This is a genomic window from Serratia sp. DFXYC6 (assembly GCF_057196085.1).
This window is the reverse complement of record NZ_JBXUNV010000005.1, coordinates 291,383-305,422: the sequence shown is the minus strand read 5'-3', so window position 1 is coordinate 305,422 and position 14,040 is coordinate 291,383. Positions and strand designations below refer to the sequence as shown.

Here is a 14,040-nt window from a genome sequence, read left to right as displayed (position 1 = left end):
GTGGAGGCGCATTATAGGGAGTTCTCGGCAGGCCGCAACCCCTAATTGCAAAAAACTTTTCAAGCGCGGATTTTTTCGGCAAAACGCTGGCCAAACCCGCGTTTTTGTCACTTTTCGTACTGGATCTGGCTAAATTCCTGGGCGAAACGATCGACCTGCTGCCAATCTGTGTACTCCACTTCCTTACTGGTATCCGTTTCACCGCCCGTCATACGCATAATAAATTGAATCATGATGCGGTCGAACCAACGATAGCGCGGATACCGCAATGCGCCGGCAAACACCGCGCACTGTTTTGGCTGCCACGGCGAGGCCAGCAGGAACTTGCGGGTATAAGCGTTGGTTTGCGGCGAACGCTTTTCCGGTTTACGCGCGGTCAGGTTCACGGCGAAGAAGGCGCTCGGCATCCTATTCAGCTGTTCGGCATGGCGCTTAACGAATTTATCCAGCACCGGGTTAAAGTGCCCGTAACGGATAGAAGCACCGATCATCACCTGCTGGTACTGACTAAGGTCGACCTGTTCCGCCTGCAGCAGATCAATCACCTCACAACGCAGCGTGTCCTGCAACTTGCTTGCTATATAAGAAGCGATAGCACGTGTTTGCCCGTCACGGCTCGAATAAAGTATCAATGCCTTCATGGCGTACTCCTTATATCAGGCTCACTCACGCCAAAAAGTTGGCGTGAACAGCACCAGCAATGTAAACACTTCCAGGCGCCCGAACAGCATCGTCACCACCAGGATCCACTTGGCCGCCGCCGGCATCGTGGTGAAGTTATCTGCCACCACGCCCAGGCCGGGGCCAAGGTTATTGAGTGTTGCCGTCACTGCGGCGAACGCGGAAAAATCGTCAACGCCGGTGGCAATGATCGCCAGCATGCTGACGATAAACACCAGCGCATAGGCGGAGAAGAATCCCCACACCGCTTCCAGAATACGTTCCGGCAGTGCGCGATTGCCCAATTTGATGGTATAGACCGCGTTGGGGTGCACCAGCCTTTTCAACTCTCGCGAGCCCTGCAGGTACAGAAGCAGAATACGGATCACCTTCAGGCCGCCTCCGGTCGAGCCGGCGCAGCCGCCGATGAACGCTGAGCACAGCAACAACATCGGCAGGAACAGCGGCCACTTGGCGATGCTGTCGGTCGTAAAACCGGCCGTGGTCGCCATCGATACCACCTGGAAGAACGCCTGATTGAGCGTTTCCATACCGCTCTTATAGACGCCATGTCCCCAGAGCACCAACGTGCATACCACCACCAGCGTCAACTGAACGAAGATGAACATGCGGAATTCAGGATCGCGCCCGTACACCTTCAGACTACGGCCGCTTAGCAAAGCGAAGTGCAGGCCGTAGTTACAGCCGGAAATCAGCAGGAACACGGCGATGATGGTGTTGATAGTCGGACTGGCGTAATAACCGATACTGGCGTCGTGGGTAGAAAACCCGCCAATGGCGATGGTCGAGAAACTGTGGCCGATCGCGTCGAACACCGACATCCCGGCCCCCCAGAGCGCCAGCGCACAGGCGACGGTCAGCAACACATAGATTAGCCACAGGGTTTTGGCTGTTTCGGCGATGCGTGGACGCATCTTGTTATCTTTCAGCGGCCCGGGCATTTCCGCTCGATACAGCTGCATGCCGCCGACGCCAAGTATCGGCAGTATCGCCACCGCCAACACGATGATCCCCATGCCGCCCATCCATTGCAGCATTTGGCGATAGAACAGGATGGCCTTCGGCAGCGAGTCCAGCCCCACCAGCGTCGTTGCGCCGGTAGTCGTCAATCCCGAGAAGGATTCAAAGAAGGCGTCGGTCAGCGACAAATTAGGGCGCTCCGAAAACAGGAACGGCAATGCCCCCACGCTGCCCAGCACGGTCCAGAACAACACGACAATCAGGAAGCCTTCACGGGGCTTCAGCTCGTGTTTCTGTTTGCGGTTCGGCCACCACAGCATCAGACCGATGGTCAGCGCCACGAAGAAGGTTTGGCTGAACGCGCGCCCCGCCCCATCGCGGTAAATCAATGCCACCAGGCCGGGGATAAACATCGTCCCGGAGAACAGGATGACCAGCAGACCAACGATACGGGTTATGGCGCGAAAATGCATTTCAGCACGATCCTTAGCAATTCAATTGGGAGGAATTATTGCGAAATGGGGGTTAATTGCAAATTACCGCGACTGAGATCACGCAATTTATTCCCAAACAGTTCGACCTCGGTGGCCGGCAACGCCAGATGCAGCACGACGGCGGCGCCGTATTCGCCCTGCAGGATCCGACCTGCGGTTTGCTGCAGCAAGTTCTCCACCAACGCCAACTGCGCATAGTCGCACTGCAAGATATATTCGGCTTCCGGCACCTTTTGTGCCAACGCCAACTGCTTCAACGCCTGTTGAACACCGTTGCCATAGGCTTTCACCAGCCCGCCGGTGCCCAGCTTGACGCCGCCATAGTAACGAACGACCACGGCGGTCACTTCACCGATGCCGCTCCCCATCAGCTGCGCGAGGATCGGTTTGCCGGCGGTGCCCGACGGCTCTCCGTCGTCTGAGAACCCCAGTTGCTGCGAGTCATCGGGGCTGCCGGCGACGAAAGCCCAACAATGGTGTCGCGCCGCCGGATGCTCATCCCGCACCTGCTGAATAAACGCCTTTGCCGCTTCTACCCCGCTGGTCGGCGCCAGCAGGGTGATAAAACGGCTCTTCTTTATTTCTTCGGTAAAGCAGGTGGCTTCCGCCGGTATCGGGTAAGGCCGCATCAGGCCAGGTTCAGATCGCGCGTCATGTTCTCGATGCGCTTTTCGTGGATCACGATGTTGTCTTCGATACGGATGCCGCCATACGGCTTCAGCGCATCGATGCGATCCCAGGCGAAGTGCTGCTTGAATTCACCGCTGCGCCACGGTGCCAACAGAGACTCGATGAAGTACAGACCTGGCTCGATGGTCAACACCATGCCCGGCTGCAACACGCGGGTGCAACGCAGGAATGGATACTTGGACGGCGCCGGCAGATGGGTGCCTTGTTCGTCCTGCATAAAGCCGGCGGCGTCGTGCACCTGAAGGCCCAGCGGATGGCCCAGCCCGTGCGGCAGGAACGGCGTGGTAATACCCGTTTCAACCATCGCCTCTTCGCTGAGGCCGTTCACCAACTTGTGATTCTTGAGCAGCTTGGCGATGCGCTGATGCATTTGCACATGGTAGTCGGTATAGCGCACGCCGGGCTTGATGGTGTCGATCAGCGCCAGCTGTTCACCATTGAGATCTTTCACCAGGTGGGCGAACTCGCTGCCGCTTTGCGCCGCGTAGGTGCGGGTCAGATCGGCGGCATAGCCGTTATATTCCGCGCCGGCGTCGATCAGGAAACTCAGGGGTTCGGCCGGCGGCTGATGATCCAGCTTGGTGTAGTGCAATACCGAAGCGTGTTCGTTCAGCGCTACGATGTTGTCGTAAGGCACGTCGGTATCGCGGTGGCCTGTCGCCGTCAGGTAGGCCAGGTTGATGTCGAACTCGCTCATGCCGGAGAGGAACGCCTCATGCGCCGCACGATGGCCGGTTACCGCCGTCTTCTGCGCTTCGCGCATGCAGGCCAGCTCGTAGCCGGTTTTGATAGAACGGTGGAAATCCAGGTAGTTCAACACCGCTTTCGGGTTGATGTTTTCAGAAGAAATACCGAGATCGCGTGCGCGCTGTTGCGCATAACCGATATAGCCCACGCGCTCGCGCTGCGGCGGAAGCTGCTGGGCGATGGCGTCGGCGTTGGCCAACGGCATCAATTCAAGGGATTTGGTCCAGAAACTGTCCGGCAGCGGCTCTACGCTGTGCCAGTAGTCGACCGGGGAGTAGAACCACAGCTTAGGCTTATTGACACCGTCGATCCACAACCAGCAGTTCGGCACCGACGTCACCGGCACCCAGGCTTTGAAATGCGCGTTCACTTTGAACGGATAGCTATGGTCGTCCAAAAATACCTTTTGCAGCTCACCGGAGTGAATCAGCAGCGCATCCAACTTGTTGCGCTCCAGCACTTCGCGCGCGCGTTTTTGCAGCTCTGCCAGGTGGTCGTTATACAAAGAAGCCAGCGTTTCCATCACAGTACCCTTATGCCTTAGCACGAAAGAAGTCATCTTAACACAGCGCTCCGGCGCACCAACCTTATCGCGTTGGGCATGCGGAGCAGCTCGCAATTCCCTGCAAATGCCGTTACATCCGCAGTTTAACCATTAGCCAGCCGGCCAGGCCGAGCAACGCTATCGCCAGCGCCCACAGGCCATGGTGCTCCAACAACACCGCGCCAGCCGCGGCAACGCCCGCCAGACACTGCTGCAGAAAGCCGCACAGCGCCATCGCATAGGCGCCGTACTCTTTGGCGTCGCTGACCGCCATCGCCATGCTGTTGGGAAATAACACCGCCTGGCCAAAAATGGTCAGGCAATACAGCGCGATGAACAGCGTCATACCGGAAAGGCCGGCCAGAATGCCGCTCCACCACAACAGCAGGATCGCCGCCGTCGCCAGAGCCACGATACCGCTGCCGGTTTGCATCAGTTTTTTCCCACCGACACGCGCCACCGTGCGGTTCACCGTCAGCGCCCCGCTGAAGTAGGCGACGCCGATCACCAGCCCCAGGGCACCGAACGCCGTAACGTTGAGACCAAAACCCTGCTGCATGACGAACGGGCTCACCTCCTGCAATGTCACCGTGGTGGCGAAGCCCAATCCGCCGACGCAGGCCGGCCAGAAGAACCCCGGCCGCCGCAGAATGGCGAAATAGGTGGCCGCCATCGCTGGGCGTGGCTCACGTGCGCGCCCCGCCTCAAGCGGCAGCGTCACCATCAGCGCCAGAATGGCCAAACCGGTGGCGCCCATCAGGACGAAGCCCATCTGCCAGTGCGAATATTGGCTGAGCAGGCCGCCGATAAACTGCCCCCCGCCCAGCGCGGTGATAAAAGCGATGGAGAGCACCGATAACCGACGCGCCAACTCGTCACCGCTCCAGTTATCCCGCACGATGATACGCGCAATGATCGCCGCACCGCCGGCGCCGACGCCCTGCAGCGCACGCAGCGCCAGCAGTTGGGTACCGTTGCTGCACAGCGCCAACAGCCCGCTGCAGCCAATGAAAAGAAACAGGGAAAGCGTCAGCGGCACTCGGCGGCCAAAGCGATCGGCCGCCGCGCCCCAGAACAGCACCGGCAAGGCAGCGCCGATGACGAAGATCGAAATGGACAGCTCGGTGGCGCGCCGGCTCATCGCCAGCTCGCGCATCACCGTCGGCAGCGAAGGCAGATACACGGTCGTCGCCATCTGCGCCATAAACACCAACAGACACGCCAGCGTCATGGTTCTGGCGGGAATGCTCCATAAGCCGCTGCGTTTGGCACAAGCCGCCTTAGTCATGCCTTACCTCGTCTGAATGATCAATCGCTGCAGGCAAGTGTATGAGGGCCGACAACCACCAGCAAATGCCGATAGCACATAAAATATAACTCCGTTTTAAATCAAAACACTAACTTGGTGAGATGTGATCAGACCGGCAAATATGCAATCTCTCATTTGCATATTTTTAACATAAAAACCACACTCCTCTTCATCTGGTCATACCAGATCATACGCTGATTCAGGAGATAGACATGCTCTACCAAGGCGAAACATTACAACTGCACTGGCTCGATAACGGCATTGCCGAGCTGGTGTTCAACGCATCAGGCTCGGTCAACAAGCTGGACACCCGCACCGTCGCCAGCCTGGGCGAGGCGCTCACCGTGCTGGAAAACCAGCCTGAGCTCAAGGGGCTGCTGCTGCGCTCCACCAAAGCCGCATTTATCGTCGGCGCCGATATCACCGAATTCCTTTCTCTGTTTGCCGCACCGGCTGAAAAGCTGCACGAGTGGCTGGTATTCGCCAACAACGTCTTTAACCGGCTGGAAGATTTGCCGGTACCGACCATTTCGGCCATTAACGGCTATGCGCTCGGCGGCGGTTGCGAATGCATTCTGGCGACCGATTTCCGCGTCGCCTCGCCGGACGCGCGCATCGGCCTGCCGGAAACCAAATTGGGCATCATGCCGGGCTTCGGCGGTTCCGTCCGTCTGCCACGCCTGCTGGGTAACGACAGCGCGCTGGAAATCATCGCCGCCGGCAAAGACGTCAGCGCCAAAGACGCGTTGAAAGTCGGCCTGGTCGATGCGGTAGTGGCGCCGGAAAAACTGGCCGAAGCGGCGCTCAACATGCTGCAACAGGCGATCGACGGCAAGCTGGACTGGCGCGCCGCGCGTCAACCTAAGCTGGAGCCGCTGAAACTCAGCCCGATTGAAGCGGCGATGAGCTTCACCACCGCCAAAGGCATGGTGCTGCAGACCGCCGGTAAACATTACCCGGCGCCGATGACCGCGGTGAAGACCATTGAAGCCGCCGCCAAGCTGGGTCGCGATGAAGCGCTGAAACTGGAAACCGCCAGCTTCGTGCCGTTGGCCCGCTCCAACGAAGCGCGCGCGCTGGTCGGCATCTTCCTTAACGATCAGTTCGTGAAGGGCCAGGCGAAAAAGCTGGCCAAGAATGTGGATGCGCCAAAACAGGCGGCGGTGCTGGGCGCCGGCATCATGGGCGGCGGCATCGCCTACCAATCGGCGCTGAAAGGCGTACCGGTGATCATGAAAGACATCAGCGACAAGTCGCTGACGCTGGGCATGAGCGAAGCGGCCAAGCTGCTCAACAAGCAGCTGGAGCGCGGCAAGCTGGATGGCCTGAAAATGGCGCAGGTGCTGTCGACCATTCAGCCGACGCTGGACTACGCCGGCATCGAGCGCGCGCAGGTGATCGTTGAGGCGGTCGTCGAGAATCCGAAAGTCAAAGCCGCCGTGCTGTCGGAAGTGGAAGGCCTGATCGGTGAAGACACCGTTCTGGCGTCGAACACCTCGACCATTCCGATTAATCACCTGGCAAAATCGCTGAAGCGCCCGCAAAACTTCTGCGGCATGCACTTCTTTAACCCGGTGCACCGCATGCCGCTGGTTGAAATCATCCGCGGCGAACAGACCAGCGATGACACCATCGCCAAAGTGGTGGCCTACGCCAGCCGCATGGGCAAAACGCCGATCGTGGTGAACGATTGCCCGGGCTTCTTCGTCAACCGCGTGCTGTTCCCGTACTTCGCCGGCTTCAGCCTGCTGCTGCGCGACGGCGCCGACTTCCGTCAAATCGATAAAGTGATGGAAAAACAGTTCGGCTGGCCGATGGGCCCGGCCTACCTGCTCGACGTCGTGGGCATCGACACCGCGCACCACGCGCAGGCCGTGATGGCCGCCGGTTTCCCGGATCGCATGAGCAAAGACTACCGTGACGCCATTGACGTGATGTTCGACAACCAGCGCTTCGGTCAGAAAAATCAACTGGGCTTCTACCGCTACAGCCAGGACAGCAAAGGCAAGCCGCGCAAGGACAACGATGAGCAAACCGATGCGCTGCTGGCCGAAGTGAGCCAACCGCGCCAGACCATCAGCGACGAAGAAATCATCGCGCGCATGATGATCCCGATGATCAACGAAGTGGTGCGTTGCCTGGAAGAAAAGATCGTCGCCAGCCCGGCCGAAGCCGATATGGCGTTGGTCTACGGCATCGGTTTCCCTCCGTTCCACGGCGGCGCGTTCCGCTACCTGGATACGCTCGGCACCGCCAACTACGTTGAGCTGGCCCAGCGTTACGCACACCTCGGCGCCCTGTACCAGGTGCCGGCCGGTCTGCGCGCCAAGGCCGAACGCAATGAAAGCTACTACCCGGTGGCGACACCGCTGTCCGACGTCGCTACCCGCCAACCGGCATGAGGTCATAAAGATGGAAAACGTAGTTATTGTTGATGCCGTACGCACGCCGATGGGCCGCTCCAAGGGCGGCGCCTTCCGCCAGGTACGCGCCGAAGATCTCTCCGCTCACCTGATGCGTGAAGTGCTGAGCCGCAACCCGGCGCTGGACGCCGCCGAGATTGATGACATTTACTGGGGCTGCGTGCAGCAGACGCTGGAACAAGGCTTCAACATCGCCCGCAACGCCGCGCTGCTGGCCGAGATCCCGCACCGCGTGCCGGCGGTGACCGTCAACCGCCTGTGCGGTTCTTCGATGCAGGCGCTGCACGACGCGGCGCGCGCCATCATGGTGGGCGACGCGCACGTCAGCCTGATCGGCGGCGTGGAACACATGGGCCATGTGCCGATGAATCACGGCGTGGATTTCCATCCGGGCCTGAGCCGCAGCGTGGCCAAAGCCGCCGGGATGATGGGGCTGACCGCCGAAATGCTGGCCAAGATGCACAACATCAGTCGCCAGATGCAGGATGAATTTGCCGCCCGCTCTCACCAGCGCGCACATGCGGCGACGCTGGCGGGTTACTTCAAAAACGAGATCATACCGACCAACGGCCACGACGCCGACGGCGTGCTGACCCGTTACGATTTCGATGAAGTCATTCGCCCGGAGACCACCGTCGAAAGCCTGTCGGCCCTGCGCCCGGCGTTCGATCCGGTCAACGGCACCGTCACCGCCGGCAGCTCCTCCGCCCTGTCGGACGGCGCTTCCGCCATGCTGCTGATGAGCGAATCGCGCGCCAAAGCGCTCGGTTTGAAGGCCCGCGCCCGCATCCGCTCGATGGCGGTCGTCGGCTGCGATCCTTCCATCATGGGCTACGGCCCGGTGCCGGCCAGCAAGCTGGCGCTGAAACGCGCCGGTCTGAGCGTGCAGGACATCGATCTGTTCGAGCTGAACGAAGCGTTCGCCGCCCAGTCTCTGCCGTGCATCAAGGATCTGGGGCTGATGGACAGCATCGACGACAAGATTAACCTGAACGGCGGTGCCATCGCGCTCGGCCACCCGCTGGGCTGTTCAGGCTCCCGCATCTCGACCACCCTGTTGAACAACATGGAACGTCGCGACGCGCAGTTCGGCCTGGCGACCATGTGCATCGGCCTGGGCCAGGGCATCGCCACCGTGTTTGAACGCGTTTAGCTGTGTCTATCTTGGGATGACCGCGTCACCACTTCAAATCGCGGCATCCCGCCAAGTTTAGTTGCCGTTCTTCCCGCCTGTCAGGGGCGGGTTTTTTATGCCTGAAGTTAGCCGACGCCCAAATAAAAACGGGGCGACCCTCGGCCACCCCGTTCACTGCGCATCGCCTCTGTCAGATAAACGAAAACGCATCGCCAAACATATGCGCTTCCAGCGCGCCGCGCTCGGCGCAGAAACGCTCGCGGGCGATTTTCGCCATCTCGAAACGCCCGGCGATGTAAATGTCATGCTCCGCCAGCGTGCCGAAATCCTGCAGCACCGCGCTAAGCACGGTGCCGCTGCGGCCACGCCATTCAGCCTCCGGCTGCTCGACCACCGGGATCACCTTCAGATTCGGATGCTGCAACGACAGCGCTTCCAGCTCGCTCAAATCGTACAGGTGCTTCAGCTCACGTCCGCCCCAGTAGATTGAAATGTCGCGATCCGGCTGCTGCTCCAGCGCGGTCAACAGGATTGAACGCGCGTAAGAGAAACCGGTGCCGCCGGCGATCAGCACCAGCGGACGGCTGCCCTCTTCCCGCAGCCAGGCGTCGCCATGCGGCACGTCAACGGTGATCGCCTGCTCTTTCAGGATGCGATCCATCACCGCCATGGCGTACAGATTCAGCTCCGAAGCGCCGATATGCAGCTCGATGTAATCTTGCTGCGTCGGGGTTGATGCCAGTGAGAACGGACGCTTGTCGCGCTCATCCATCACCACCATCAGATATTGCCCTGCCTTGAAAGAAAACGGCTGTTCGGGCACCAGACGTACCCGATAAACCGTATCGGTAATGGCCTCTACCGAGGTCACTTTACAGCTCAATATTGTCATGCGTTCCCTCTGTCGGGTCATCAATGCAAAGCTGAGAACAGGGCCTGACGCTATAACGTCGGTTCCCTGTCACTGAAGATTGCGAGCTCATCCCAGATTTCGTCGACGCGCGCACGTACCTTTTCATCCATCTGAATCGGACGGCCCCATTCGCGATCGGTTTCACCCGGCCATTTATTGGTGGCGTCCAGCCCCATCTTCGAACCCAGGCCGGAAACCGGCGAGGCGAAGTCCAGATAGTCGATCGGCGTATTCTCCACCAGAACGGTATCCCTTGCCGGATCCATTCGTGTGGTGATCGCCCAAATCACGTCGTTCCAGTCGCGCGCATTGACGTCATCATCACAGACGATAACAAATTTGGTGTACATAAACTGCCGCAGGAACGACCAGACGCCCATCATCACGCGTTTAGCGTGGCCGGCGTACTGTTTTTTCATGGTCACTACCGCCAGGCGGTACGAGCACCCTTCCGGCGGCAGATAGAAATCAACGATTTCCGGGAACTGCTTTTGCAGGATCGGCACGAACACTTCATTCAGCGCCACGCCCAGGATCGCCGGCTCATCCGGCGGGCGGCCGGTGTAGGTCGAGTGGTAGATCGCGTTGCGGCGCTGGGTGATGTGAGTAACGGTGAACACCGGGAACTGGTCGATTTCATTGTAGTAACCGGTGTGGTCGCCGTAGGGGCCTTCCGGCGCCATTTCACCCGGCTCGATATAGCCTTCAAGCACGATTTCGGCGCTGGCGGGCACTTCCAGATCGTTGGAAATGCACTTGACCACTTCGGTTTTATTGCCGCGCAGCAGCCCGGCAAAGGCGTATTCAGACAGGGTATCCGGCACCGGCGTGACCGCACCGAGGATGGTAGCGGGATCGGCGCCCAGCGCCACCGCGACCGGGAAACGCTCACCCGGGTGCGCCTGGCACCACTCCTGATAATCCAGCGCGCCGCCGCGATGCGACAGCCAGCGCATGATCACTTTGTTCTTGCCCAGCACCTGCTGGCGATAGATGCCGAGGTTTTGCCGTTCCTTATGCGGGCCGCGGGTCACCGTCAGCCCCCAGGTGATCAGCGGCGCGGCGTCTTCCGGCCAGCAGTGCATCACCGGAATACGGCCCAGATCGACATCGTCGCCCTGCCATACCTGCTCCTGACAAGGCGCGGATCCCAGCACCTTGGTCGGCATGTTCAGCACCTGCTTGAACTTTGGCATTTTGTCGAACAGATCGCGGAAGCCTTTCGGCGGCTCCGGTTCTTTGAGGAACGCCAGCAGTTTGCCGACTTCGCGCAGCGCGCTGATGTCTTCCTGCCCCATGCCCATCGCCACGCGATTGGCGGTGCCGAACAGGTTACAGAGCACCGGCATGTCATACCCTTTCGGGTTTTCAAACAGCAGTGCCGGACCGCCCGCTCGCAGGGTGCGATCGGCAATCTCCGTCATTTCCAGGTAAGGATCGATCGGCTGGCTGATGCGTTTTAGTTCCCCTCTCTTCTCCAGCAACGAGAGGAAATCGCGTAAGTCACGGTATTTCATGCTGATCATTATAACGGCCAGTGGGGAGGGCATTATAAGCCCTCTTCACGGTTGTTGCTGCAATTTTGTTAACGCCGCCCGCCGCCGGGTGGCCCTCAGCCGCAGTTGAACGGCACCAGCGCAGCCAGCGCGCGCGTATCCTGATATTCACGCGTCTCCTCACCGTGGCGGAACACCTTGAAGCCCTGCCCGTTAGCGCTGAAGTAACGCAGCGCATTGCCTTCAACGTGCAGCAGGCTACCTTCACGCAGCGCCACCACCGACTCGCTTGGATTGACCGCGCAGAACTCCGCCAGGCGCTCGTCACGGGTTTCGCCCATGTGGCCGCTGATATGTGCGTCGATGTAGTGCGGGTTGATGCACCGGGAACAGCCCCAGCGCCGGCAGCACCACGCTGCAGCGCACCGGCATGTCATTGGTGGTGCGAATGCTCGGCGTGGCCACGTTGCAGCCGGCGCTCCAGCCGACGTAAGGCACTTCACGCTCGCGCACCGCGCGCTGGATGGGCACGATCAGGCCTTGTTCGTGCAGCATTTGGTTCAGCAACCAGGTATTGCCGCCGCTGACCAAAATGCACTCCGCCTGCGCGATCGCCGCCGCCGGCGAAGCCGCGTGATGGATGCTGGTGACTTCAATGCCCAGCGTTTGCGCCAGCTCCTGCGCACGCTGGTCGTAGTCGTAACGGATCAGGGCGTAAGGGATAAAGACGGCGGATTTGATGCCGCGACGCGCAATCATCGCCAGCAGTTGGCTTTTGGCGTACCCCAGCAGCTCGGCTTCGCCAGACAGCTTGCCGTTGCTCAACAGAAACAGCTCCATTTCTTTCCCTCTCGGTCAAAACGATGAATAGCGTCACAGCCAGCGGCGCAACGCCTGCCATACTGTGACGGTAACAAATTTTTAGCCCTCTGTTATACCAGCGCCGTATCGATAAGTGTGTGACCCCTCGCTAATAGCCGCAGATTCATAGAGATAGGTGATGTTACACGCTGAAACTTGCATCACTATGTATCCGGAATAGCTTTTGATATGCTTACCGGCTGGCAGAAAGGCATGTGAAACTATGGAATCCTGGTATCTACTTTATTGCAAACGCGGTCAGCTGTTGCGGGCGCAGGAACATCTGGAACGGCAGCAGGTAAACTGCCTCAGCCCGATCATCACGCTGGAAAAGATCGTGCGTGGTAAGCGCATCGCGGTCAGCGAACCCCTGTTTCCCAACTATCTGTTTGTGGAGTTCGACCCGGAGCGCATTCACACCACCACCATCAGCGCCACCCGTGGCGTCAGCCACTTCGTGCGTTTCGGCGCGTTGCCGAGCGTCATCCCGAGCAAGGTGATCGATGAGCTGCGCACGCACGCCAGCGAAACCTATGTCGATCCGGAAACCCCACAGCCAGGGGATACCGTTCTGATCGTCGACGGCGTGTTCGAAGGGCTGCAGGCGATCTACACCGAACCGGACGGCGAGGCGCGTTCCATGTTGTTGCTGAACCTGATCAACAAGCAGGTCAGTCAAAGCATCGACAACCGACAGTTCCAGAAGATGTAATGCAAAAGGCGCCCTCAGGCGCCTTTTTGTTGGCTCATTTTGCGCTTAGCGACGCATCGCATCGTCGTGCAGCCACTGGGCGACACGCTTGGCGAAGTAGGTCAGCACGCCGTCGGCGCCGGCGCGTTTGAAGCACATCAACGATTCCATCACCGCAGGTTGCTCCTGCAGCCAGCCGTTCTGAATCGCCGCCATATGCATGGCGTACTCGCCGGACACCTGATAAGCGAAGGTTGGCACACCGAAGGTATCCTTCACGCGGCGCACGACGTCGAGGTACGGCATGCCCGGTTTCACCATCACCATGTCCGCACCTTCCTGCAGATCCTGCGCAATCTCCTGCAGCGCTTCGTCGCTGTTGGCTGGATCCATCTGATAGGTCTTCTTGTTGCCGCCCTTCAGGTTGCCGCTGGAGCCCAACGCATCGCGGAACGGGCCGTAGTAGCAGGAAGCATACTTGGCGGAGTAAGCCATGATTTGGGTATTCACCAGGCCCTGCAATTCCAGACGATCGCGGATCGCCCCGATGCGGCCGTCCATCATGTCGCTCGGCGCCACGATTTCCGCGCCCGCTTCGGCATGGGACAGCGCCTGACGCACCAGAATGTCTTTGGTCACGTCGTTAATCACATAACCCTGCTCATCGATCACCCCGTCCTGCCCATGCGTGGTGTAGGGATCGAGCGCCACGTCGGTCAGAATGCCCAGCTCAGGCACCGCGTCTTTCAGCGCGCGCACCGTGCGCTGTACCAACCCTTCTGGGTTATAGGCTTCTTCCGCATGCAGCGATTTCAGGCTCGGTTCAATTACCGGGAACAGGGAAATCACCGGCACGCCAAGTTTGGCGATGGTTTCCGCTTCCTTCACCAGCAGATCGATCGTCATGCGCGATACGCCCGGCATCGAGGCCACTTCTTCCTGGCGGTTGCTGCCTTCCATGACAAACACCGGATAAATCAGGTCGTTGACCGTCAGTTGGTTCTCGGCCACCAGGCGGCGGCTGAAGTCGTGACGGCGCACGCGGCGCATACGGCGACCAGGGAAGGTGCCCGGAAATGCATAGCTCATAGTTTTC

General features: G+C 59.6%; 11 protein-coding genes and 1 pseudogene. 3 read left to right on the top strand and 9 right to left on the bottom strand.

Translation table 11 applies throughout. The features are described from left to right. Nucleotides 1-107: 107 nt before the first annotated feature. The 5 genes from hemG to AC2CGQ_RS22425 all read right to left on the bottom strand — a co-directional run bounded on the left by hemG (nt 108) and on the right by AC2CGQ_RS22425 (nt 5,404). Nucleotides 108-641, bottom strand: coding sequence for a menaquinone-dependent protoporphyrinogen IX dehydrogenase (gene hemG / locus AC2CGQ_RS22445; RefSeq protein WP_004934493.1), 534 nt, complete (start codon nt 639-641; stop codon nt 108-110). Between the two features lie 21 nt (nt 642-662). Then, a complete protein-coding gene (trkH, locus tag AC2CGQ_RS22440) occupies nt 663-2,114 on the bottom strand; it encodes a Trk system potassium transporter TrkH (protein WP_004934492.1) in 1,452 nt (483 codons plus the stop codon). A 35-nt stretch (nt 2,115-2,149) separates the two neighbouring features. Continuing rightward, nucleotides 2,150-2,764: an IMPACT family protein gene (locus AC2CGQ_RS22435; protein WP_004934489.1), complete on the bottom strand. Its 615-nt coding sequence runs from the start codon at nt 2,762-2,764 to the stop codon at nt 2,150-2,152. Next, entirely contained in the window at nt 2,764-4,095 is a 1,332-nt protein-coding gene (gene pepQ, locus AC2CGQ_RS22430) for a Xaa-Pro dipeptidase (RefSeq protein ID WP_004934485.1), read from the bottom strand. The genes AC2CGQ_RS22435 and pepQ overlap by 1 nt, the downstream gene beginning before the upstream one ends. Nucleotides 4,096-4,207: 112 nt before the next feature. Further along, nucleotides 4,208-5,404 carry an MFS transporter gene (locus tag AC2CGQ_RS22425; RefSeq protein WP_484593891.1) on the bottom strand — a complete coding sequence of 399 codons (1,197 nt, stop codon included), beginning with the start codon at nt 5,402-5,404 and terminating at the stop codon, nt 4,208-4,210. 233 nt (nt 5,405-5,637) lie between these two features. Between AC2CGQ_RS22425 and fadB the strand changes: the two genes are divergently transcribed. Continuing rightward, on the top strand, nt 5,638-7,827 hold the full coding sequence (gene fadB, locus AC2CGQ_RS22420; protein ID WP_033631522.1) for a fatty acid oxidation complex subunit alpha FadB: 2,190 nt from the start codon (nt 5,638-5,640) through the stop codon (nt 7,825-7,827). Between the two features lie 10 nt (nt 7,828-7,837). Next, nucleotides 7,838-9,001 (top strand): acetyl-CoA C-acyltransferase FadA, encoded by a 1,164-nt coding sequence (gene fadA, locus AC2CGQ_RS22415; RefSeq protein ID WP_025304928.1) that lies wholly within the window; start codon nt 7,838-7,840, stop codon nt 8,999-9,001. Nucleotides 9,002-9,173: 172 nt separating this feature from the next. Here the strand turns inward: fadA and fre are convergent, their stop codons facing one another. The 3 genes and pseudogenes from fre to pepE all read right to left on the bottom strand — a co-directional run bounded on the left by fre (nt 9,174) and on the right by pepE (nt 12,232). Further along, nucleotides 9,174-9,875 (bottom strand): NAD(P)H-flavin reductase, encoded by a 702-nt coding sequence (fre, locus tag AC2CGQ_RS22410; RefSeq protein WP_004934474.1) that lies wholly within the window; start codon nt 9,873-9,875, stop codon nt 9,174-9,176. A gap of 50 nt (nt 9,876-9,925) precedes the next feature. Beyond that, a complete protein-coding gene (gene ubiD / locus AC2CGQ_RS22405; RefSeq protein ID WP_033631521.1) occupies nt 9,926-11,446 on the bottom strand; it encodes a 4-hydroxy-3-polyprenylbenzoate decarboxylase in 1,521 nt (506 codons plus the stop codon). 62 nt (nt 11,447-11,508) lie between these two features. Further along, a pseudogene (gene pepE / locus AC2CGQ_RS22400) lies at nt 11,509-12,232 on the bottom strand (dipeptidase PepE). A 244-nt stretch (nt 12,233-12,476) separates the two neighbouring features. On the opposite strand from pepE, the gene rfaH reads away from it, so the two are divergent. Next, on the top strand, nt 12,477-12,965 hold the full coding sequence (gene rfaH / locus AC2CGQ_RS22395; RefSeq protein ID WP_004934466.1) for a transcription/translation regulatory transformer protein RfaH: 489 nt from the start codon (nt 12,477-12,479) through the stop codon (nt 12,963-12,965). A 45-nt stretch (nt 12,966-13,010) separates the two neighbouring features. On the opposite strand, the gene hemB is transcribed toward rfaH, so the two are convergent. Next, nucleotides 13,011-14,033, bottom strand: a complete 1,023-nt coding sequence (gene hemB / locus AC2CGQ_RS22390; protein ID WP_004934463.1) for a porphobilinogen synthase — start codon at nt 14,031-14,033, stop codon at nt 13,011-13,013. Between the last annotated feature and the right edge of the window lie 7 nt (nt 14,034-14,040).

Coding starts and splice junctions, on each gene's coding strand:
- hemG (WP_004934493.1), bottom strand. CDS start 641: ATGAAGGCATTGATACTTTATTCGAGCCGTGACGGGCAAACACGTGCT.
- trkH (WP_004934492.1), bottom strand. CDS start 2,114: ATGCATTTTCGCGCCATAACCCGTATCGTTGGTCTGCTGGTCATCCTG.
- AC2CGQ_RS22435 (WP_004934489.1), bottom strand. CDS start 2,764: ATGCGGCCTTACCCGATACCGGCGGAAGCCACCTGCTTTACCGAAGAA.
- pepQ (WP_004934485.1), bottom strand. CDS start 4,095: ATGGAAACGCTGGCTTCTTTGTATAACGACCACCTGGCAGAGCTGCAA.
- AC2CGQ_RS22425 (WP_484593891.1), bottom strand. CDS start 5,404: ATGACTAAGGCGGCTTGTGCCAAACGCAGCGGCTTATGGAGCATTCCC.
- fadB (WP_033631522.1), top strand. CDS start 5,638: ATGCTCTACCAAGGCGAAACATTACAACTGCACTGGCTCGATAACGGC.
- fadA (WP_025304928.1), top strand. CDS start 7,838: ATGGAAAACGTAGTTATTGTTGATGCCGTACGCACGCCGATGGGCCGC.
- fre (WP_004934474.1), bottom strand. CDS start 9,875: ATGACAATATTGAGCTGTAAAGTGACCTCGGTAGAGGCCATTACCGAT.
- ubiD (WP_033631521.1), bottom strand. CDS start 11,446: ATGCCCTCCCCACTGGCCGTTATAATGATCAGCATGAAATACCGTGAC.
- rfaH (WP_004934466.1), top strand. CDS start 12,477: ATGGAATCCTGGTATCTACTTTATTGCAAACGCGGTCAGCTGTTGCGG.
- hemB (WP_004934463.1), bottom strand. CDS start 14,033: ATGAGCTATGCATTTCCGGGCACCTTCCCTGGTCGCCGTATGCGCCGC.